Below are 22,315 nucleotides of genomic sequence, written 5' to 3'. Positions count from 1 at the left end.
TTGGTTTGATTTAATCGTCAGATTTTTGTTTCTTTCCTGCCTGGATGGCTTTTACCATACCTACTCCAAGCACTACAAACAGTAATGCTAAAATGAAGAAAACAGCATTGCTGAGTTCGGTTTGTTTCCCTTCTGCAATACGTATACTTTCTACAACAATATCCAGGAATAAGAGCATTACAGGAAACTGCAGGGAAAACATATACAGCTCCAGTGTTTCTTTATTACGAAAGCTATCAGGGACGTTCACCAAAGGAGAGTTAGGATTTTTAGGTATTCCCCAGAAAACAAAAGAAATAAAAGCAGCAATACAGGGCGGGATCCAGATCATTGATTTTTCTGACTCTCCGTCTACATTTCCCTGGAGATCAAAATGGGTAGGAATAATTTCCGGAAGTTCCGAATACTTTATGCCTGTAAAGATCCAGATCACGATAAGCAAAAGGATATTTACAATCAACAGTATTCTGGAAGTTTTCATATTATCTCGTTCTAAATAACACTTCTGAGTACCCTCAGCTTATGAGTATGCTTATTCATTTCTTTATTGAAAATCCCTGTAGAATCCAGAGTATCGATTCTTACTTTTCCTGATGCGTGAATGATCTTCTGGTTTTCCAGCATAATCCCTACGTGGATGATCTTTCCTTCGGCATTTTCAAAAAAAGCCATGTCTCCCGGCTGTGTTTCTTCCACAAAGGTAAGGGCTTCTCCCACTTCAGCCTGTTGGGAAGCATCTCTTGGAATTTTGATTCCGTGAATTTTATAAACCAGTTGGGTAAATCCGGAGCAGTCTACTGCAAAAAAGCTTTTCCCGCCCCATAGGTAAGGGATATTAAGGAATTCTTTCGCAGTCAGGGCAATACTTTCTCTTACATCATGACTTCTTCTTGAAGCCACTACAGGAAATTCTACTTCCGATCCCATAGACAGCAGCATTTTCCCGTCATTCGTTAATACGGAAGAAAAGTCTTCAGTAACTACGGTTGTTTTTCTGTTGGTTAGCTCCTCATCTGTTACAGGTTTTATCTGTTTCGTATCCATCCATCCTTCATAGCCGTCATAGTGCATTTTTATTTTGGTCCAGTTTTTATCAACTTCCAAAATATCCGCACTTTCCCCGAACAATATTTCCGTAACAATTTCTGCTCTGTCAGAATTTTCTGCCCGAACCGGTGCTACCGTAACTATACAAATTCCTTTATTCATTGATTAAAATTAAAAGATTGAATGATTTAAAGATTAAAGAATCAGATTCCGTAAAATATTTTAATTTTTTAATTTTTAAATCTTTTAATTTATTTTCTTCTAAGAAAATTTACTCCGTCCCGCAAAGGTAAAATAAGATTTTCAAAATCGTCGTCTTTTGCCACTAAATCGTTTAATTCTTTGATAGACTGTGTGGATTTCTGTTTCGGGTTTTCTTCCAGCACCTTCCCATACCACAGTACATTGTCAAACAGAACTACGGTTCCTGATTTTGTATGAGGTTTTATCAGTTTAAAATATTCAGCATAATTCTCTTTATCTGCGTCTACAAAAATCAGGTCAAAAACCTCATCGGTTTCTTTTAAAAATTCTTTAGCATCCTGCAGTCTGAAATCAATCTGACCGGCAAATTCACTTTCTTCAAAGTATTTCTCCGGCAGATACGCCAGATCTTCATTCACATCAAGCGTAGTGATTTTCCCATCCTTACTTAACCCTGACGCCAGGCATAATGTTGCATAGCCTGTAAAAGTTCCTATTTCAAGAATATTTTTCGGCTGCAGTATCTGGGAAATGATTGTAAGCAGCCTTCCCTGCTGGTATCCTGAGATCATATGCGGCTGCGTTGTTTTTTGATAAGTTTCTCTTCTCAGGTTTTTCAGAATTTCAGATTCCGAAGAAGCGTGTGCTTCCAAATATCGATCCATTTCGGGATTTTTTTCTTCAAAAAAACTCATACAATTTTAATTTAAACAAATTTACGGAATTTTAAAGTTTATTTCTTGAATACTGTGGCTGTATTCACAAGATTAAACGGAAAAGAGAGAAATTAATCTCTCTTTTCCGTTTAACTGCTTTGATGCATTGAAGCTTAAATTGCTATACAATATTGTCCTCTTCCCGGGCATGCCCATCCCGGACAGCAGTCTGTATGTCTCTGACAAATTATCTGCGGGTTACAATCAACGGCAGCTCCCTGCACATTTTTCATCTGTCCTCTTGAAAGTTTTTGTAGATTTTTCATAATGATTTTGGTTTAGTTTAATTTCCTACTCTTAAAGATTTTCGGATACCTCTGTAATTATTTCATCAATAAGAGATTTTAATATACATATTTTTATTTAAATAAGCAATTGATTTCATATAAGTTAAGATTAGTGCCACCATAAAATAAATTCATAGTTTATTATATCCTGAAACCGGAAAAAATAATTTCATCAGGGAAAACCCCATATAAAATACCGGGAAAATACGGATGTTTTTGATGTGGTATTAATAATAATTTTGTGAAAAGAAAAACGGGTAAAAACACTAAGAGAACAAATGATTGCAGGAGAAGCACAAACTAACCATGGGAATCAAACTGTTCTGCCGAAAGGCAGAACAAATTCTTCTGCCAAAAAAACTAAGACTGAAATATCCAATTCATTTTTACGACGAATTATTTCGCTCTTGAAAAAGGAAGAATTAATTTGATTAACAAAATAAGCTCCGATCTCCTTCGGGGCTTATTTTTATTTGCATTAAAACAACTCCTGAGATCTTGCTTTAAAATCTGTCCCTATTTAACTTTCACTATTTCATTTCTTTATAAAGCTTCCAATACTATTTCAAGCCTCAATAATATTTATAAAACTTTTTTATTTACGCAGACTTATCAAAAAGAACAGTTTGTATTCCAACATCTGCGGAATCACTTATAATCTTCTAATAGTTTGTTTAACACGGCTATTTGTTCGTTGACACTTTCTGCTTTTTGCGGATTCTGCTTCAGAAACTCCATTTTCCGGGCAATCCCTTCTTGCAGCATCTGAGAAAACTTCGCTTTGGTTTTCGGATCTTGCAGAACAAAATCTTTTACCTGTCTTAAAATTTTAGCCATTCCTTCTGTTGCTGCCTTATTATCAGACGACATCATCCAGCTGAACCCTTCCGCTGCAGATTTTTCCAGCTCCGGATTTTTCTCCCGGAATAACGGATAAAGCACCACAACCGGAACAATATGCTGCATTTGGGAAGTCACATTATTCTTAACAACAATGGGAATCATACTGATAAGTAAACTCTGGGATGCTCCGGACAGATCAATTTTATCAATCAGCTTATCGGCTTTGGAAGGATCCGTCGTTATAATAGCCTTCAGTGAATTTCCTTTTACGGAATTGGATACCGCATTCACTCCTTTCTCAAACAGGGAAAGGTATTTTTTATTTTTTGTTTTGGCTAAAGCAGAAATAGCGGCTGCCTGCACCAGGGTTTTAGGATCATTACCGGCTAATTTTTCTACATCAGCAGTAAGAGCTTTCGCCTGGTCCTTATGGGTAAGATCCAGCAGCTCCAAAGCTTTAATCCGGATTCTGAAGAAAGGATCTTTCAGGGCAGCCTGAAACAGTTTGATTGATGCAGGATCATCCGGAATATCCTTTATCCCCATCAATGCCTTATATCGGCTTAAAAATTCTCTGGACTGGGTAAACTGCAGCAGGTTCTGTGCAGCCGTTTTTTTATCTGCAATTTCAGAAAGCAATATTCCGTCAGCATTGATATTGATCAGATCAGGATTTTTTAGAACATTAAAACTGAAAGTATTCTTAGCTTTAGCATTTACCCAAACGTTATACCGTACAGGTTTTCCGTTATCATATACATCAATTGCCAGGGGGAATTCAAAAGGTTTTTCCTGAGACTGGCTGATCACCAGTTCGACCTGCTTTTTTACCGGTTCAAAGGTATATGAATAATCTAATTTAGGATTTCCGCTTCCATAATACCATTGATTGAAAAACCAATTCAGATCTTTTCCTGAAATTTTTTCAAACGATAATCTTAATTGCTGGGCCTCTGCATTTTTATATTCATAGGTTTTCAGGAAATCACTTATTCCTGTAAAAAAGGCTTCATCACCCAGATAATTTCTCAGCATATGCAGAATTCCGCCTCCTTTCTGATAAGAGACCACATCAAAAACATCTTCCGGGGATTCATAACTAAACCGTACAAGATCTTTAGTGAAATCCGAAGGGCTTCTGAGGTACCGGCCGACATTTGACATTAAATGATAATCAGCCTGGTCTTTTCCGAATTTATATTCATTCCAGAGATATTCGGAATAATTGGCAAACGACTCGTTCAATGTAAGATTGCTCCAGCTTTCATTGGTCACCAGATCTCCAAACCAATGATGAAACAGTTCGTGAGCAATGTATTCTTCCCATTTATTTTCATCAATCAGTTGTCCCGGCTTCTGCAATACATCATGACTATGAAGGGTAGCGGTTGTATTTTCCATGGCTACACTTGTATAATCTCTTGCTGAAATTTGCGCATATTTTGGCCACGGATAATCATAGTCTAATTTTTTAGAGAAAAACTCCATCATTTCAGGGGTATTTCCGTAAATCTGTCTGGCATAAGGCTCATATTCCTTTTCCACATAATAATCTATCGGAATGTTTCTCCATTTGTCTTTTACCACTACATACTCTCCAACTCCCATGAAGAAAAGATATACAGAATGTCTTTTGTCCATCACCCAATGATCCGTCCTCATTCCTCCGGATTCTTTTGCTGATTCTTTCAAAACACCATTGGAAAGGGTCAGATATTTATCCGGAACGGTCATATAAATTTCCTGAGTAGTTTTCTGATTGGGCTTATCTATCGTAGGAAACCATACTGAAGAATATTCCGATTCTCCATCTGTCCAGATCTGAGTAGGATAATTTTTATCTTTTCCTTGTGCATTGATAAAATAGAGACCTTTTGCGGGACTTCCCTGCTTCTCCGCTTCATTAGGGCGTGCGGTATATTTTATATAAACCGTATAATCCTGATTCCGGTTATAGGTCTTATCCAGAGTAATTGTAAGAACGTTATTGGTATAATTATATTTTAGCGGAACTTTATTCCCACTCTTATCCATTGCTACTTCGTGGATCAGCATTGCCTTGGCATCCAGTATCAATGAATCTGACGGATAAAAATAAGGAGATGCGGTGAGCCATTCTTCCCCATTCATTTGCTCATTCTGATAATCAAAATTTACTTTCAGCTTCGTATGTTTCAGCTCCGTACTTTTGACGTGAGTGGCTTTATATATTTTTTCTCTTCCTGAGGTTTCCGTTTGTGCGAAGGCTATTGCGGGTAAAAGCAAGCCCAATAAGCTTACCGATAGAATCATTTTTTTCATATGCTAATATTTTTATGGATAATTTTCTGATAAGCAGTGGTGAACTTCCTTCAACATTAGCATATTATTCTGATTCCCAAAGGCTGTATCGTTTTTTTAATAGGTAGTCCTATTGCTTTAAAAGTTACATGAGAAAATAACAATTCATTCACAAAAAAAGATCCCGGGAAAATCCGGGATTTAATACTTTAGCAGTAAAGTTTTTAACATTGATTATGTGAACTGATGTCAGATCTGATCAACAACTGAAGCCTGTTAATCTTTCTGGAATCCCGGTATGGGTTTTATGACCCAATTATCCTGAAATATTTTATTAAAATCTTCCTGTTCTATATTTTTATTCTGAATTCTGCTGTATATCTGAAAACCATTCTCTATAAAAAAGCTATATAATTCTTCAGGAGTATGAGAACCTTCTTCCAGAATCCATTTTCTGTCGTATTCAACAAAAATTACGGGTCTGTTCTTCAGAATGATTTCTTTATTTCCCAGTATAACTACAGCTTCATATCCTTCAACGTCTATTTTCATAACATGAAATGAAGTGTCACCTAAAATATTGCTGAGAGTATCAGTTGTAACGGTTATTTTATGGGCATGTTCATCAGCTCTGTCTATAAAAGAGCTTGCTCCGGCATGATTGTCAATGAAATTAAATTCCTTGGTTTCACTTCTGTTGCTGATTCCGAGATTATATGTTTTGATATTTTTAATATCATTTTTAGCAATACTACTTCTGAATTGGTCATACACCTTTGGAATAGGTTCAAAGGCATATATCTGTTTACAATAGGAACTTAGAATTAAACTGTGCTGGCCTATATTGGAACCGATATCCAACATTATTTTGGTATCATCCAGTTCAGCATATATATCATCTATAATATCTTTTTCATAAATACCATGTTTAAAAATCATCATATCTACGAATCCAAATTTCCTGTTAAGAATGATTTTAGTTTTTTTACCCCGATAATCAATGGTATACGTCATGATACTATCCAGATAGGTAATATTCAGCTTTCTTTTAATGTAATTAATAATGCCTTCTTTGAACAGTACATGACTGCCTTTAGTAATAATTTCTCTCATACAAATTGTGTTATAATATTTTTATAATTGCTTCTATAGTAGCGGTTATGAATTTAATAAAATTTTCAACTGTAACATCAACTTATCGTAAATTTTATTAAAAACTGATTTACAACAACTTACAAACACCCCAAATTATAATAAAACAAAAAGCCACAAAAGCTAAAAACTCAAGTTATTTTTAAGTTTTCAGCTTTTGTGGCTTATATTATTAAAGAATAACAGAAGTTGCAGAAAGTTTAACAATCTCCTATCAATCAGTTATTATTTTTTCGGAGCAATATCCATTAACTTCATGAATTCATCCAGCTTAGGCATAATGATGATTTCTGTTCTTCTGTTTTCTGCTCTTCCTGAAACGCTCATGTTTGTTGCTTTAGGATTGTATTCGGAACGTCCTCCTGCTGTAATTCTTGCAGGATCTACTCCAAACTGGGTCTGAAGAACTTTAGCTACAGAAGTACCTCTCAGTGCAGAAAGATCCCAGTTGTCTCTTGGCAGGTTTGCAGAATTCAACGGTGCATTATCTGTATTACCTTCAATCAGTACAGAATATTTGTCATAATCATTGATCACTTTAGCCACTTTACCCAATACTTCCTGAGCTGCAGGTAAGATATTGTAATCTCCTGTTTTGTATAGCATTTTATCAGAAAGGGAGATCATTACCACACCTTTCAGCACTTTCACCTGTACATCTTCATCAGATACATTATCCAAAGATCTCTTCAGCTTGTTAGACAAGGCAAGATTCAAACTGTCGTTTTTAGCATTGCTTGATATCAATTGCTTGATATAAGAGTTTGAAGCATTGATCTCGCCTACCAGTTTATCAATGTTAGCAGAGCTTTTTCCAGTGTTGGACAGACATGCATCAAGAGATGATTTCAAAGCATCGTGCTGAGATTTCAATAAGTTATTTTCTCCTGTCAATGCAGAATTCTGAGATTTCAGATCCTGAATTTCTCTTTGTCTTTCGCCGATATTTTCAATACACTGCTTATAGTTTGTGCTCAGCGCATCATATTGCTTCTTGCTTACACAAGATGTCAGCCCCAGTGCCATTGCAGAAACTGCTACAATTTTTAAAATCTTCATAAATAATCTTTTTTAGACCAATCAAAGTTAGGAAAATTCAATTGAATTATATCGGTTATCTTTGCATAAAAGAAATTCTCAACGTATATGTTGAAAAAATCAAGCTTTAGTTATCAGTTAGAAAATCTTGTTCAGCAACCTGAAAAACACACTTATCTTCTGGCAGTGAGCGGAGGGGCAGACTCTATGGTCCTGGCCTCATTATTCAACGGTTTAAGAAACACAACGGGCCATTCAGGATACCCGTTTGAAGTAGCACACATCAATTATAAGCTGCGGGGAAATGATTCGGATCTCGATCAGAAAGTCGTACAGGATTTTTGTGAGAAAAATCATATAAATTTTCATTTGTATGAGGTTTCCGACAGAGATAATAAACCGGAAAACTCCATCCAGCTTTGGGCCAGGGAACTTCGTTACCGTTTTTTTAAAGAAATTCAGGAAAAGAAAAACCTCAGATTTCTGGTTACGGCACATCATCTGAATGATCAGCTGGAAACGTTTATCATCAACCTTTCCAAAGCTTCCGGCATCAGTGGTCTGAGCGGAATTCCTGCCAACGACAATGATATTCTTCGTCCGCTCCTGAGTTTTTCAAAAAAAGAAATTTATCAGTTTGCAGAGCAGAACCATATTGAATTCCGGGAAGATCTTTCCAATAAAAAAAGTGATTATCTGAGAAATAAGATCCGAAATGAAATCGTCCCTGCATTGATGGAGACCAACGATCATTTTCTGGAAAATTTCAAAAAGAGTTCTTCTTACCTGAACCAAACCAAGAATTTTGTACAAAAACAGATTCAGGAAATAGAAAATAAACTGAGTGTATTTAACCCTGAGCATAAAATCTTATCAAAGGAAAAACTGGATCAGGAAAGCGATTTCGTAAAGTTTGAAATTTTAAAAAAATACGGATTCAATCAGGAAGAAGAAATTCCTAAAATTTTTAAAGCTGAAAACAACAGTTCTTTTTTTTCCAAAGATTATCAATTGACCATAAGCCGGGATGAATTGATCTTCACGGATAAAAATAAAAAATCTGAAACCCCGGACGAAATTATACTGACTGATCATTTTGATTTTTCGGAAAATCTGTTCCCTGTCAATCTCGGAAATTCTATCGAAAGCATCGATGGAATCAATAAGAGTTTTGATTGGGATTTTGATGCTGAAAAACTTCAGTTTCCATTACGGTTGAGAAAGCAAAAGGATGGCGATGAGTTTTATCCAGCAGGTTTTTCAGGGAAAAAGAAAGTTTCTAAATTTTTTAGGGACGAAAAATTATCTATTTTAGCGAGGCAAAAAATCTGGATACTGACTGACAGTAGTGATTCTGTACTTGGGATCATCCCTTTCAGACAGGACAGAAGATATGCAAAAGATGAGAAGACAAAATGGAGTCTCAAAATTTTTAATGAAATGAACAATGAAATTTAGAAATTGGTTTTTATTAATTCTACTATTTTTAGCAACGGGAATTAACGCACAGATCAAAAATCCCGTAAAGTTTAAATTTACCATCAACGATCTTGGCAACAACCAGTACGAAGCGGTGTTGAATGCAACGATGGAAAGCGGCTGGCATATTTATTCAAAAGACCTGCCCGAAGACACGGGAATCCCAACCGAATACAAAGTAACCGGAAAGAATATCGAGCTGATCGGAAAGTTTACCGAAACAGGTAAAAAACACGAAGAGTTTTCTGAGGCTTTCGGGGGAACGATTGTCTACTATTCCAATACTGCGGGGTTTAAGCAGAAATTTAAATTAAAAGATCCTTCAAAACCTGCAGATGTTACTTCCGAGATCACTTATCAGACGTGTGACGACAGGGTTTGTCTGGCTCCCAATACGCTAGAGTTCAATCAGAAGGTTACCCCAAAAGGAGCAACTGAAGAAGCGCCCACTGAAGAAACAGCGGAACCTGCAAAAGATTCTGTAAAAGCAGTTGAAACCGTAACTGAGAATCCTGCGAAACAGGAAATTACCATTTCTGAAGGACCAAAGCTTGATCCTAAACAGCTGAAAATTGAAACGATAGATTTCAAAAATCCATTGACAGATTGCGGTACCGCATCAGAAAAGGTGGATGAAAATTACTGGACTTACCTGTTCTTAGGGTTTATCGGTGGATTAATTGCATTACTTACTCCATGTGTATTCCCAATGATCCCACTGACGGTATCTTTCTTTACCAAAGGAAGCAAAAACAAAGCAAAAGGAAAAAGAGATGCTCTTATTTATGGCTTTTTCATCCTGCTGATCTTTGTTTTATTAAGTATTCCTTTCCATGTTATCGACGGAATTGCAGGAAATATCTTCAATGAGATTTCTACTAGTGTATGGCTGAATATTGCCTTCTTTATCATATTCATCTTCTTTGCCGGAAGTTTCTTCGGGTATTATGATATTACTTTACCAAGTTCAATTGCCAACAAATCTTCAAAAGCGGAAGAAGCCGGAGGAATCATCGGAATTTTCTTCATGGCATTAACGCTGGTAATCGTTTCTTTCTCTTGTACAGGACCTATTTTAGGAAGTTTATTGGGAAGTGCGGTAACGGGATCCACCAATGTTCCCATGTTATTGACCTTTGCTTTAGCCGGATTCGGACTGGCATGGGCAATCGTTTTCGGATTATTGGCTTTATTCCCGCAGGCATTACAGAGTCTTCCGAAATCCGGGGGATGGATGAACACGGTGAAGGTTGTTTTAGGTTTTGTAGAACTGGCTTTGGCTTTAAAATTCTTATCAAAAGCAGACCTTGTATCTAAAACATTCTTGCTGAAAAGAGAGCTTTTCATCGGTATCTGGATCGTTATTGCATTAGGATTAGCTTTATATTTATTTGGTCTGATCAGATTCCCGCATGATGATAAAAAGCCTAAGATCTCTGTTACAAGAAAGATTCTAGGGGCGTTGGGAATTGGTTTTGTCATTTATCTGGTTCAGGGGTTAATTCCTTCTGATCGCCCGAAATTACAGCTCTTAAGCGGAATTTTACCTCCATTGAATGTAAGTTATTTCCATGATGAAAAGGATGGAATTTTAGGAATGCATCCTGAGCACGATTTCTTTAAGGCAATAGAAATTGCTAAAAAGGAAAATAAACCTATCCTTATTGACTTTACCGGATATGGCTGTGAAAACTGCAGAAAAATGGAAGAATTCGTATGGAGTGAAGCAGACATTTTGCCAATCCTTCAAAATGATGTGGTGCTTGCCTCTCTATATGTAGATGATAAGGAAGAGCTTCCTGAAGATCAGAAAACTAAAATTGATCTTGGAGACGGGCAGATCAAAAAGGTAAAAACCATTGGTGACCGATGGAGCTTATTCCAGCAGGTCAACTTTAACAACAACTCACAGCCTCACTATGTTTTAATAACTCCTGAGGGCAAGGTAATCAACACTCCTGTTTCAGGATACATGCCAAAAGAAGATTTCAAAAAATTCCTGGAATGCGGGGTTAATTTTTATAAAAAAAGTAAATAATTCTTTTTACATATCTTTTACAACTCACACTTTACCGTGTGAGTTTTTTATTTAAATGAATTTAATAAGCAATAAAAACATTACAGGTAATTCAAAATTAATTACATTTGAGCAACTAACACCAATTCAAATACATATGAGATATTTTACCTCTACTTTTTTATTTCTTATCTGTTCTACGCTAGCAGCCCAGGCCTCTCCTTCCATAGAATGGCAGAAAGCTTTGGGCGGAAGTGACGGAGATCTGGCAAATTCTGTTCAGCAAACTTCTGACGGAGGATATATTATAGCCGGTGGGTCTGCTTCCAGTAACGGAGATGTTACAGCCAATCAGGGATATTTCGATTACTGGATCGTGAAATTAGACGCCTTAGGAACTATACAATGGCAGAAATCATTGGGTGGAAATAATGATGACAATGTAAATTCTATTCAGCAGACTTCTGACGGAGGGTATATTGTGGCCGGAGAATCTTCTTCCACCAACGGAGATGTTACAGGCAATCACGGAAACTCAGATTACTGGATCGTAAAATTAGATCTCTCAGGAAACTTACAATGGCAGAAATCATTAGGCGGAAGCAATCAGGATAAAGCAAATTCTATTCAGCAAACTTTTGACGGAGGATATATTGTGGCAGGAGAATCTTATTCTAACGACGGAGATGTCACAGGAAATCATGGAAATTCAGATTACTGGATCGTAAAATTGGATGCTTCAGGAAACATACAATGGCAAAAATCGTTGGGTGGTACTTCTTACGATAGAGCAGAATCAATCCAACAGACTACGGACGGAGGATATATTGTAGCCGGAGGAGCTGCCTCTAACAATGGAGACGTTACTGGAAATCATGGAAACGAAGATTTCTGGATCGTAAAACTGGATGAATCAGGAAACATACAGTGGGAAAAATCATTAGTAGGCAACCTTGCCGATGCTGCAGAATCTATCAGACAAACTACGGACGGAGGATATATTGTGGCAGGAGGTTCCAACTCCGTAAATTCAGAAGTTCCGACAGCTTTTGGAATTTCCAATTATTGTGTAGCCAAGTTAGACGCTAACGGGAATCCCTTATGGCAAAGATATTTCGGTGGTAACGGTAACGATTATGCCTATTCTACCCAACAGACTTCTGACGGAGGATATATTGTGGCAGGAGAAGCCGCATCTGCAAATATCACAGGAACTCATGGAGGTGCTGACTACTGGATTGTAAAATTAGACTCTTCAGGAAATACACAATGGCAGAAATCGTTGGGTGGAAGCGCTTTTGATCAGGCTTATTCCATTCAACAGACAACTGATGGCGGGTATATCATCGCAGGAGAATCCTTTTCTACAGACGGAGATATTACGACAGCCCATGGCAGCAGTGAAGCCTGGATCGTAAAATTGGCTCCTGAGCAATTAAGCACCTCGGAAAGTCATATTATCAGCAAACCTGTTGTTTATCCTAATCCCGTAAAAGATTTTCTTTATCTGGACCATCTTCCTAAAGAAACGGTGATCAGCATTACCGATATGTCCGGAAGGCAGCTTTTCTCTCAAAAATATCATGAAGAAAAAATAAGAATCAATACCTCCCCATTCACCAATGGGATCTATATCGTACAGGTAAAAAATAAAGAAGAAGTTATTTTATCTGAAAAGATATCTGTCAGCAAATAGTGTCTGAATCAGTAGCCCATAATTTAAATCAATTGATTTTAACAGTATTTAAGTATAATTATTTAAATAAAATGAAAAATTATTGATGTTTTATAAATTTAGGTATAAACTTTGTATCAACTTTTCAAAACTACGATCGGGTTTTTAAAGTTTTCATCAAATACCGTTTAACATTTTAAAATATTAATTATGGCTGAAGTAATCGCACAAGAAAAACAAAGCGGCAAGCAAAAGAAAAAACTGATCAGAGTAGACATGACTCCTATGGTAGACCTGGGATTTCTGCTCATCACATTCTTTATGTTCACAACCAATTTTACAAAACCCAACGTTATGGATCTGGGACTGCCGGCAAAAGATCCTAATCCCAATCCTATCAATATACCTGTAATTGGAGATAAAAACCAAATCTCGTTTATTCTGGGAAAAGACAACCGTGTTTTTTATCATCAAAGTAATGCAGCTGATCTGAATACAAGCAATTTTAAAGAAACCGATTTCAGCGGAATAAAGATTTCAAAAATCATTTCCGAAGCTTATAAAAATGCTCCAAAACCGGGAAACTTTACCGTAATTATCAAGCCTACTGATGAGGCCAACTATAAGAATTTTGTAGACATGCTGGACAATCTGGCCATTGCCAAAAAAGAACGGTATGGAGTAACAGATATCAAGCCTTGGGAAACGAAAGTTTATAAGGAATTAACTCAATAAAAGAGAAAGGGCATTTTCAAAATGCTCTTTTTTGTTTACATTTGAAAGTACAACTAAATAGCGGCACAGCTGTTGCTGCATTATTTAACTCTATAATTTTGGAATCATGCTGAACTTTGAAAGAAAAGGAAACGGAAAAGAAACACTTGTACTTCTCCATGGTTTTATGGAAAACCTGTCAATATGGAGTGATATGGAACCTCATCTTTCCAAAGATTTCTCACTATTAAAAATTGATCTTCCCGGTCATGGACAGTCTGAAATCTTAGGAGAAGTTCACACCATGGAAATGATGGCAGAAGAAGTCAAAAAAGTACTGGATAGCCAGAATCTTGATAAAGTGCACCTGCTGGGCCATTCTATGGGAGGCTACACTTCACTGGCCTTTGCCGAGAAATATCCCGATACTCTGAAAAGCTTAACACTCTTTTTCTCGACTTATTTTGCAGACGATGAAGAGAAAAAACAGCAGCGCATCAAAAGCTATAGAATCATCAAAGATGCATTTGCCCATTATGCAAGAGCCGGAATTCCTAACCTGTTCAACCCGAATGAAAGGGATATTCTGGAAGGAAAAATAGAAACCGCACTGGAAACCGCACTTTCCACCAACAATATGGGCGCTCTGGCATGTGTAAAAGGCATGGTAGAACGAACAGACAAAAAACATATCATACAAAATCTGGAAACCAAGATCTTAGTTTTGGCAGGAAAGCATGACAATGCCGTAAAAACGGATATGATGATCAAAAACCTTCCGGACAGAACCAATATAAAATCTTACATTCTGGACTGCGGGCACAACGGACATTGGGAAAAACCAGGTATCTGTGCTGAAATTATCAACACTGAACTTCTGCATAACCTTCCTAAAAAACTGGTATTTTAGAAACTATGAGAATTGCCATAACTTCCCTGCTGTTTCTTTCGCTTTTAAGCTGTAAAAAAGACCATCAGCCTCCTTCTGATAAAACACCCGTAGACACTGCTGCGACAGTATCAGCTAAGACTGACACTTTAAAAAGCAATTCTGCTCCTAAAGAAGAACTCTTTCATTTCGTAACCGATTTGTGTGACAATAAAGGTTATTTTGACAGCAATATATACTCCAGAGCAGAAATTGAAGGAACCTACAAGCTCTGGCTTGAATTGGGAGGCATTCTGCTGGATACTCCGTCTGTATTTAACCTTCGGGATCTTCAGGAAATAAGACAGGACAAGGATCAGATACTGGCAAAACTCGATAAAGATTTCGCAGAGAAAAAAAAGATGCTCCAGGACCTTACAGTCGTGAACACACCCTATTGGCAGAATGTAAAAAAGGTACAATCCGAAGCTCTTGCCCAACGGTATGAAATGGAGAAAATACGAATAGCAGCCTATTCCGATCCTTCAGTACTTCTTAAGAGCAATACCTGTCAGAATTTCACAAAAGCTCTGAATTCAACTGACGAGCAGATGATGGAAGAATGGAAGAAGCTCAGAGAACAAATAAACAAAAACAATGCGGATCCGGAAGGAAAAGCTGCTGAATTCAACAGTCGTCTGAATTCACCGGACAGGAAAGATTATGCTACGATTGACCTGATTACTTTCGGTTGGGGAAACTGCTCCAATGATAAAATCAAAAGGGTTGAACATGATGCAAGAATGAACAAAGAATTTTATTCATTATTCCTCAAAACCGATTCTGAGTGTGATGAACCTTAACCTGCATTTACAAAAAATCCTGTATATTAGTAGAGAATAATTGCTGCGATGGGTTTATTCTCGTTCAAAAAAAAGAAACCACCGGTTATCGGGCTTACACTTTCAGGCGGAGGAATGCGTGGGATTGCCCATATTGCCGTTCTTAAAGCTTTGGAAGAATATAACCTGAAACCCCATATCATTTCCGGAACCAGTGCAGGCTCTATCATCGGTGCCTTTTATTCTTTCGGGAAAAGCCCGGATGAAATGATGGAAATTGTACGGCAAACCTCTTTTTTCTCCCGGTCTGCTTTAAAACTGTCTAAGAACGGAATTTTCAGCTCCAATTTTATTTTAAAACTCTTCAAAGATTATTTCCCGGAAGATAATTTCAGCATTCTCAAAATTCCGGTATATGTAACTGCCACAGAAATGACTCACGGCATTGTAGACTTCTTTTCTGAAGGGGAACTGTTCGGGCCCCTGTTGGCATCTTCCAGCGTTCCTTTCATTCTGCCTCCGGTGAGAATGGGCGATAAAATTTATGTAGACGGCGGCGTTCTGGACAATCTTCCTATAGAACCTATTATTGACAAATGTGATTTTCTGATTGCCTCCCATGTCAACTCGATCAGCTATGATGAATTGAAAAAAATGAGTCTGATGAAAGAATTTGACAGGATTCTTCACTTAGCCATTGCCAAATCGGTATATTCCAAAGTAAAGCACTGCAATATATTTTTAGATCCTCCGAAAATGACAAAATTCAGTCTTTTCAACAAGAAATATATAGACGAAATGTTTCAGCAGGTATATGAATATACTTGTATGGAGCTTGAAGAAAAAGGCTACAGCAAAAGTTGGGGTGCCGAATTACCGAATCACTAGAAAAGCTGGATGTTTATTTCCGCTTACATCCCTTAGCTTTGTTATAAATTCTCTTCAATTAATCTCGCTTTGAACTTTTCAATCGTTCCCGGTAAAGAATCATTGGATTTACCTCCTGCAGCATTAATGTGACCGCCTCCGTTAAAGTATTTTCTGGAGAACTGGTTTACATCTACATCATCCTTACTTCTGAATGAGATCTTGATAAAGTCCTCATACAGATCTTCCATGAAAAACGCAGACATTTTCACCCCGGCAATGCTTAATCCATAGTTTACAAAACCTTCCGTATCTCCTTTCTGGAAACCAAATTCTTTAAGCTCATTTCTTGTCAGGCTTAGAATAGCTACTCTGCCGTCATTCACCACCTCTATTCTTCCTAAAACCAGCGCCAGTAAATGAAGACGGGAAACGGTATTGGTATCCCAGGTATTGGACGTGATCATGGCAGGATCTGCTCCATTTTCAATCAGGTTTGCAATAATTCTGTGCGTGGTAGCACTGGTGGAACGAAAACGGAACCCACCCGTATCGGTCATAATTCCTGTATAAAGACATTCCGCCATATCCTGATTCACCAGTTTTTCATCATCCATTGCTTCAATAAAATGATAAATCATCTGAGAAGTAGCCGGGATTACGGTATCAGAGTAGACAAAGTCAAACGGTTCCGGCTGCTGGTGGTGATCAATCAGGATCTTTTTTCCCTCCGCTTTTACGAGCCAGTCTCCTAATAATCCTATTCTTGACGGAGAATTAAAATCCAGACAGAAAATAACATCTGCCGCCGCAATCATATCGGCAGCCAGTTTTCTTTTGTATTCAGCGATGATTACTTTTTTGGATTCCGGCATCCATTTCAGAAACTTTGGAAAATCGTTCGGTACAATTACCTCAGCATGAATTCCCTTTGCTTTCAGATAATGCTTTAATCCCAGGCTGGAGCCAATAGCATCACCATCCGGATTATAATGCGTCAGGATAACTATTTTGGTTTCAGGGCTAAGTAATGTATTGATTTCTAAAAGTTCTGCTGGTGTAAACATCGGGTGTTTATTTTCGTTAAAATTAAAGTTTTCAAAGATAGAGCTTTTATATAAATCATTTAAATATTATTTTTGCACCGGAAATCAGGGATCCTGTAAGGGTTTGTAAATGTTTGACAGAAAAACATCTCAAATATTTTCAAAAAAAGATTATTAAAGTTTGTATCTTATAAAAATTTCTATATCTTTGCAACCTGAAAATTAATAGATTAATTACGATTTAAACATATAGTAATGAGTAAAAGAACATTCCAGCCATCAGAAAGAAAGAGAAGAAACAAACACGGTTTCAGAGAAAGAATGTCTACGCCAAATGGAAGAAGAGTTTTGGCTGCGAGAAGAGCTAAAGGCAGAAAGAGTTTAACTATAAGTGCTGCACGCGCTAAGAGATAATCTTTTTATTATCATATACAAAACATGCTTGAGAAGTTACTTTTCAGGCATTTTTTGTTGTTAAAATTTATTAAAATTAGAGTCAGATAGACTTCTTTTTTCTATTTTTAAAGATTGAAATTTTTTGTTAAAAATAGCCTTTAAAATTAAATTATGCCGCATACCAATATCTCCGGAGACAATATCATAAGTTTACAAAATGCAAAAATTGCACAAAAAAACTTTACTGTTCTTTCTGATGTAAATCTTAACATTAAAAAAGGTAGATTCTGCTACCTTATCGGAAAAACAGGTTCCGGAAAAAGTTCACTGCTAAAGACGCTTTACGGGCACATTCCTTTAGCATCAGGACACGGAGCTGTTGTAGGGTTTGATCTGGCCAAGCTAAAACCATCTGATATTCCTAACCTCAGAAGAAAACTGGGAATCGTATTCCAGGATTTTCAGCTGCTTTCGGACAGAACTGTTGAAAAAAATCTGAAGTTCGTTCTTGAAGCTACAGGATGGAATGATAAGGTGAAAATAGAAGACCGTATCAATGAAGTACTGGGAAGCGTGAATATGAAAAGTAAAAAGCATAAAATGCCGCACGAACTTTCCGGAGGAGAGCAACAGCGTATCGCTATTGCAAGAGCACTTCTCAACCACCCCGATCTTATCCTCGCAGATGAGCCTACAGGAAACCTTGACCCGGAAACATCCAATGAAATCATGACACTATTGAAACAGGTAGCCCTTGAAAATGGTGCAGCAGTAGTAATGGCAACACACGATTACCACATGATTCAAAACTTCCCTGGTGAAGCGATCAGATGTGAAGATGGAAAGGTATCTGTACTGGATACAGCAGAATTGTTTGAATAAGAATTTAAAAATTAAGAGATTCAGAAATTACTAACTCTAAAATCTAATTTCTAACTTCTCTATTTAAAAACATGAAACTCCTTTGTGAGTTCAAGATATTGGTCCGAGTATACTCTCGGACTTTTTTCTATAATAAATTCAGATTCATTAAGCTGCTTTTCCGTAAAAGAAAACTCAAGGACCAATCTTTTGACTTTAGCGCCTTCAATCCCTTTGATATTTACCTTACGATTCAGAAATAGCTTATTTTCCTGTGCTATAGAAATAAAAACGTCTCCTGCCTCAACAGGAATGATAACTGAAAGAAGGCCGTCTTCAGACAAAACCTGAGCAGATTTACCGATCAGCTGCATGAAATTCAGTTCCACAGTCTGGCGGGCAATCTTATCTTTTTCAGATCCGGATTCTTCAAAATAAGGCGGATTGGAAACGATAAGATCAAATTTTTCTTCTGTTTCAAAAGTTTTAAAGTCCTGATGAATATTTTTCATCCTTCCCCGGAACGGTGCATGATCAAAATTGAGAGCAGTCAATGCCGCTGCATCTGCATTAATGTCCAGCCCTAGAAAAACAGCCTGTTGATTTCTTTGCGCTAGCATCAGCGAGATAAGCCCCGTCCCCGTCCCAATTTCCAAAACACGGAAAGCAGATTCAATATCTGCCAAAGCACCAAGCAGAACACCGTCTGTTCCTACACGGAAGACGTCTTTGGACTGCTGAATTTCAAATTGTTTAAATGTAAATGGCTTCACTATAAGTTGGTAGGCAGTGTAATGATGAATGTAGACCCCTTCCCTACCTCTGATTTCACGGAAATCTCACCTTTATAATCTTCTATCATTTTTCTAACCATAGATAACCCAAGTCCCATTCCACTGTTTTTGGAGGTAAAATTCGGTTCAAAAATCCGTTCATACATATTTTCAGGAATTCCGATTCCGTTATCCTGAACAGAAATGATCACTCTTCTCTGGTGCTGTTCCACATCTACGTTGATAATAAGCTTTCTTTCGTCGCTTTCAGCCTGTTTGGCATTGGTAACAAGATTGGTAATGATTCTGGACAGATAAATCCTATCCATATTGATCATAATATTGCTCTTATTAGCATGCATAAAGATACTGTCGTCATTGAATACACGGAGAATATCTGCTACTTCTGTATTCAGATTGATGACTTCATTATTTTTTTCAGGAAGCTTGGCAAATTCTGAAAAAGCAGAGGCAACCGTAGCAATCAGATCAATCTGATCAACCATGGTTTTACTCATCAGTTTTACCCTTTCCCTGATATTCGGATCTTCCGGATCAAATTTTCTCTCAAAATTCTGAATGGTAAGTTTCATAGGTGTAAGAGGGTTTTTCACTTCATGCGCCACCTGTTTTGCCATTTCTCTCCAGGCCTCCTCCGATGCTTTAAAACGCAGCCTCTCTTTCTGATCCTGGATCTGAAGGATCATTCTGTTGTAAGCTCTTGCCAGTGCATTAAGCTCATCATTTTTATAGTACCTGATAGGACGCATTTCATTCTCAAATAATGTGATACGGGTAATCATATCAGAGAATTTGGTAATGGTCTTGGCAAGACTGTTAGACGTCACCCAGCTGATCCAGATACTGAATAAAATAAGGAATATATCGACTAAAAGAATATATTTTACATATTGATGAAGAACTTCCAGATAAGCAGATTCGTTATGATATAAAGGAATATAAACTACACCTATCGGTTTCAGTTCATTATTTTTCAAAAGCAGATAAGAAGAGGTAAGTTTGGCATCTTTAGCAGCATCATACCTTGTCATATCTACCCTGGCATCAGTAGCCAGCATCTTATTAACAATATCGATCGGAATTGTTTTCTGCTCAACCAAAGCTTCGTCTTTATTGGAGAGCAGATAATTTCCCTTCAGATCATAAATAAAAATATCATGCTGATTGATATCCCCTATTTCGAAAATCTTACTTCCCAAAACTGTTGGTAAATCTTTGGTCTCCACAAGTGTACGACTTACTGCATAATCCAGATATCTCATTACAGCAGTTGTTTTCTCCTGCATATCGATATTACTTTGCTGCAGAGAATTATTCCTCAGCACAAAATACGGAACAAGTGAAGTGGCCACTACACTTAAAAAACATACCAACAGAAAACCGAAAAACACCCGGTTCCTTAAGCTATATCCTTTATATTTATTAATCGACATTCTACTTTTTAATTAACCTAGCAATATACTTACCAACAATGTCGAATTCAAGATTTACTTTATCACCAATTTTCAGATGATTCATATTGGTAAACTCCCAGGTATAAGGAATGATGGCTACAGAAAATTGAGCTTCCTCACTTTTAGCAACGGTAAGACTGATTCCGTTGACGGTGATTGATCCCTGAGGTACAGTAACAAAGTTTTCATCTGCTTCATATTTCATGGTAATGAAATAGCTTCCGTCTTTGTTTTCAATTCCTATTACCTCTCCGGTTTTATCAACATGTCCCTGAACAATGTGTCCATCCAGTCTTCCATCCATTTTCATACAGCGTTCAAGATTGACAACGGTTCCCAGTTCCCATTTCCCCAGGTTGGTTTTTTCAAGTGTTTCGTTGATGGCAGTTACCACATATTGATTCTCTTTAATCTCCACTACAGTAAGGCAGCATCCGTTATGCGCAAGGCTCTGATCAATTTTAAGTTCGTTTGTAAAAGGGCATGTCAGAGTGAAATCTATGTTGCTTCCTTTTTCTTCAATCTTTTCAATAATGCCAACTGCTTCAATAATTCCTGTGAACATATTATTTTTTGCTAAATTTGTAAATTATAATCTTCAAAGATAATCAAAATGAGCCCAAAAAACCATAAAGTACGAGTAGGAATTTCAATCGGTGATTTCAACGGCATCGGCCCGGAGATCATTATGAAGTCTCTGAAAGACAAAACCATTACAGATTTTTTCACTCCTGTAATTTTTGGTTCGGGGAAATTATTCACTTATCAGAAAAATATTTTCAAGCTGAATCTTAATTTCAACTATATTAATGAAGCTTCACAGGCTCAGGCCGGGAAACTTAATATGGTAAATCTTACCAAAGAGAACGTTAACGTAGAGCTGGGTGTTCCTACGGAAGAATCTACCAAAATGGCGATTGATTCTCTGGAGGCTGCTACCGAAGCTTTAATGAAAGGAGATATTGATGTTCTTGTAACCGCTCCTATCAATAAAGATGAAATGGTAAAAATGGGCTTTAAGCATGCCGGGCACACCGGATATTTTGAGGAAAAATTCAGTAAAAAAGGCTTAATGTTCCTGGTAACTGAAGATCTGAAAGTGGCAGTTTCTACGCATCATATTCCTATTTCCCAGGTGGCGGAAAACATTTCTAAGGAAAAAATCAAGAAGCAGATCAGGGTACTGAATCAGACTCTTATTGAAGATTTCTGCATTCAGAAGCCGAAAATTGCCGTTTTAGGATTGAATCCTCATGCAGGTGACGGTGGTGTGATCGGGACCGAAGAGATTGAGATCATTGCACCAGCCATCAAGGAACTTTCTGATAACGGCATACTGGCATTTGGTCCTTTCCCTGCAGACAGTTTCTTCCAACCCGGCAAATACAAAAGCTTTGATGCAGTTCTGGCGATGTATCATGATCAGGGGCTTGCTCCTTTCAAGACACTGGCTTATGAGGAAGGTGTAAATTATACGGCAGGACTTCCGTTCATCAGAACTTCTCCGGATCATGGAGTTGCCTATGATATTGCGGGGAAAAATATTGCCGATGAGCAGAGTTTTACAGAAGCAATATTCACTGCCATCAAGGTTTTCAGAAACAGAAATGAATACAGCGAACTGATGAGTAACCGTCTTCAACCGAGAAAAATGGCTGTTGACAATGGAATAGACGAAGATCTTCCTGAGGAAACTGAAGCATAAATCTTTAAAACAAATTTTAAATTAATTTGT

General features: G+C 37.4%; 21 protein-coding genes. 10 read left to right on the top strand and 11 right to left on the bottom strand.

What is annotated here, in order from left to right:
• Positions 1-10: 10 nt before the first annotated feature.
• The 7 genes from ACTJJF_RS07855 to ACTJJF_RS07825 all read right to left on the bottom strand — a co-directional run bounded on the left by ACTJJF_RS07855 (position 11) and on the right by ACTJJF_RS07825 (position 7,588).
• On the bottom strand, positions 11-481 hold the full coding sequence (locus ACTJJF_RS07855; RefSeq protein ID WP_440699286.1) for a DUF1648 domain-containing protein: 471 nt from the start codon (positions 479-481) through the stop codon (positions 11-13).
• A gap of 11 nt (positions 482-492) precedes the next feature.
• Positions 493-1,209, bottom strand: coding sequence for a C40 family peptidase (locus ACTJJF_RS07850; protein WP_440699285.1), 717 nt, complete (start codon positions 1,207-1,209; stop codon positions 493-495).
• Positions 1,210-1,298: 89 nt separating this feature from the next.
• Positions 1,299-1,946 (bottom strand): O-methyltransferase, encoded by a 648-nt coding sequence (locus tag ACTJJF_RS07845; RefSeq protein ID WP_440699284.1) that lies wholly within the window; start codon positions 1,944-1,946, stop codon positions 1,299-1,301.
• Positions 1,947-2,080: 134 nt separating this feature from the next.
• On the bottom strand, positions 2,081-2,233 hold the full coding sequence (locus ACTJJF_RS07840) for a CCPGW family putative bacteriocin (protein ID WP_312303306.1): 153 nt from the start codon (positions 2,231-2,233) through the stop codon (positions 2,081-2,083).
• A gap of 669 nt (positions 2,234-2,902) precedes the next feature.
• Complete coding sequence (locus tag ACTJJF_RS07835) at positions 2,903-5,398, bottom strand: M1 family metallopeptidase (protein WP_440699283.1); 2,496 nt, start codon at positions 5,396-5,398, stop codon at positions 2,903-2,905.
• Positions 5,399-5,653: 255 nt separating this feature from the next.
• On the bottom strand, positions 5,654-6,490 hold the full coding sequence (locus ACTJJF_RS07830; RefSeq protein WP_440699282.1) for an FkbM family methyltransferase: 837 nt from the start codon (positions 6,488-6,490) through the stop codon (positions 5,654-5,656).
• Positions 6,491-6,754: 264 nt separating this feature from the next.
• The gene (locus ACTJJF_RS07825; protein ID WP_065399480.1) at positions 6,755-7,588 is read right to left on the bottom strand and encodes an OmpA family protein; all 834 of its coding nucleotides are present in this window, start codon (positions 7,586-7,588) and stop codon (positions 6,755-6,757) included.
• Between the two features lie 87 nt (positions 7,589-7,675).
• Here ACTJJF_RS07825 and tilS point away from each other — a divergent pair, with 87 nt between their 5' ends.
• From tilS to ACTJJF_RS07790, 7 genes are all read left to right on the top strand, one after another.
• Positions 7,676-9,025 (top strand): tRNA lysidine(34) synthetase TilS, encoded by a 1,350-nt coding sequence (gene tilS / locus ACTJJF_RS07820; protein WP_440699281.1) that lies wholly within the window; start codon positions 7,676-7,678, stop codon positions 9,023-9,025.
• On the top strand, positions 9,015-11,084 hold the full coding sequence (locus ACTJJF_RS07815) for a cytochrome c biogenesis protein CcdA (protein ID WP_440699280.1): 2,070 nt from the start codon (positions 9,015-9,017) through the stop codon (positions 11,082-11,084). The genes tilS and ACTJJF_RS07815 overlap by 11 nt, the downstream gene beginning before the upstream one ends.
• Before the next feature lie 136 nt (positions 11,085-11,220).
• Positions 11,221-12,759 carry a T9SS type A sorting domain-containing protein gene (locus tag ACTJJF_RS07810; protein ID WP_440699279.1) on the top strand — a complete coding sequence of 513 codons (1,539 nt, stop codon included), beginning with the start codon at positions 11,221-11,223 and terminating at the stop codon, positions 12,757-12,759.
• A gap of 189 nt (positions 12,760-12,948) precedes the next feature.
• On the top strand, positions 12,949-13,473 hold the full coding sequence (locus ACTJJF_RS07805) for a biopolymer transporter ExbD (RefSeq protein WP_440699278.1): 525 nt from the start codon (positions 12,949-12,951) through the stop codon (positions 13,471-13,473).
• Between the two features lie 106 nt (positions 13,474-13,579).
• Positions 13,580-14,362, top strand: a complete 783-nt coding sequence (locus ACTJJF_RS07800) for an alpha/beta fold hydrolase (protein WP_440699277.1) — start codon at positions 13,580-13,582, stop codon at positions 14,360-14,362.
• A 5-nt stretch (positions 14,363-14,367) separates the two neighbouring features.
• Entirely contained in the window at positions 14,368-15,183 is an 816-nt protein-coding gene (locus tag ACTJJF_RS07795; RefSeq protein WP_440699276.1) for a hypothetical protein, read from the top strand.
• A gap of 48 nt (positions 15,184-15,231) precedes the next feature.
• Positions 15,232-16,050 (top strand): patatin-like phospholipase family protein, encoded by an 819-nt coding sequence (locus tag ACTJJF_RS07790; protein WP_312303279.1) that lies wholly within the window; start codon positions 15,232-15,234, stop codon positions 16,048-16,050.
• Positions 16,051-16,091: 41 nt separating this feature from the next.
• Here the strand turns inward: ACTJJF_RS07790 and ACTJJF_RS07785 are convergent, their stop codons facing one another.
• On the bottom strand, positions 16,092-17,096 hold the full coding sequence (locus ACTJJF_RS07785; RefSeq protein ID WP_312303277.1) for a DHH family phosphoesterase: 1,005 nt from the start codon (positions 17,094-17,096) through the stop codon (positions 16,092-16,094).
• A gap of 234 nt (positions 17,097-17,330) precedes the next feature.
• On the opposite strand from ACTJJF_RS07785, the gene rpmH reads away from it, so the two are divergent.
• Both rpmH and ACTJJF_RS07775 read left to right on the top strand, forming a co-directional pair.
• Positions 17,331-17,489 carry a 50S ribosomal protein L34 gene (gene rpmH, locus ACTJJF_RS07780; protein ID WP_034681061.1) on the top strand — a complete coding sequence of 53 codons (159 nt, stop codon included), beginning with the start codon at positions 17,331-17,333 and terminating at the stop codon, positions 17,487-17,489.
• Between the two features lie 153 nt (positions 17,490-17,642).
• A complete protein-coding gene (locus ACTJJF_RS07775; protein ID WP_047373550.1) occupies positions 17,643-18,353 on the top strand; it encodes a cell division ATP-binding protein FtsE in 711 nt (236 codons plus the stop codon).
• A 59-nt stretch (positions 18,354-18,412) separates the two neighbouring features.
• Here ACTJJF_RS07775 and ACTJJF_RS07770 read toward each other — a convergent pair whose 3' ends face one another.
• Genes ACTJJF_RS07770 through ACTJJF_RS07760 form a run of 3 tightly spaced genes read right to left on the bottom strand, consistent with a single transcriptional unit; the run spans position 18,413 to position 21,145 of the window.
• On the bottom strand, positions 18,413-19,105 hold the full coding sequence (locus tag ACTJJF_RS07770; RefSeq protein WP_440699275.1) for a tRNA1(Val) (adenine(37)-N6)-methyltransferase: 693 nt from the start codon (positions 19,103-19,105) through the stop codon (positions 18,413-18,415).
• Entirely contained in the window at positions 19,105-20,559 is a 1,455-nt protein-coding gene (locus tag ACTJJF_RS07765; protein ID WP_312303267.1) for a HAMP domain-containing sensor histidine kinase, read from the bottom strand. The genes ACTJJF_RS07770 and ACTJJF_RS07765 overlap by 1 nt, the downstream gene beginning before the upstream one ends.
• Position 20,560: 1 nt before the next feature.
• Positions 20,561-21,145 carry a riboflavin synthase gene (locus ACTJJF_RS07760; RefSeq protein WP_312303265.1) on the bottom strand — a complete coding sequence of 195 codons (585 nt, stop codon included), beginning with the start codon at positions 21,143-21,145 and terminating at the stop codon, positions 20,561-20,563.
• Positions 21,146-21,193: 48 nt separating this feature from the next.
• Between ACTJJF_RS07760 and pdxA the strand changes: the two genes are divergently transcribed.
• Positions 21,194-22,285, top strand: coding sequence for a 4-hydroxythreonine-4-phosphate dehydrogenase PdxA (gene pdxA / locus ACTJJF_RS07755; RefSeq protein ID WP_440699274.1), 1,092 nt, complete (start codon positions 21,194-21,196; stop codon positions 22,283-22,285).
• Positions 22,286-22,315 lie beyond the last annotated feature (30 nt).

Origin of the sequence: Chryseobacterium sp. 22458, from assembly GCF_052044975.1 — a bacterium.
GTDB lineage: Bacteria > Bacteroidota > Bacteroidia > Flavobacteriales > Weeksellaceae > Chryseobacterium.
The sequence above is the reverse complement of the archived record's forward strand: the minus strand, read 5'-3'. Positions and strand labels throughout refer to the sequence as shown.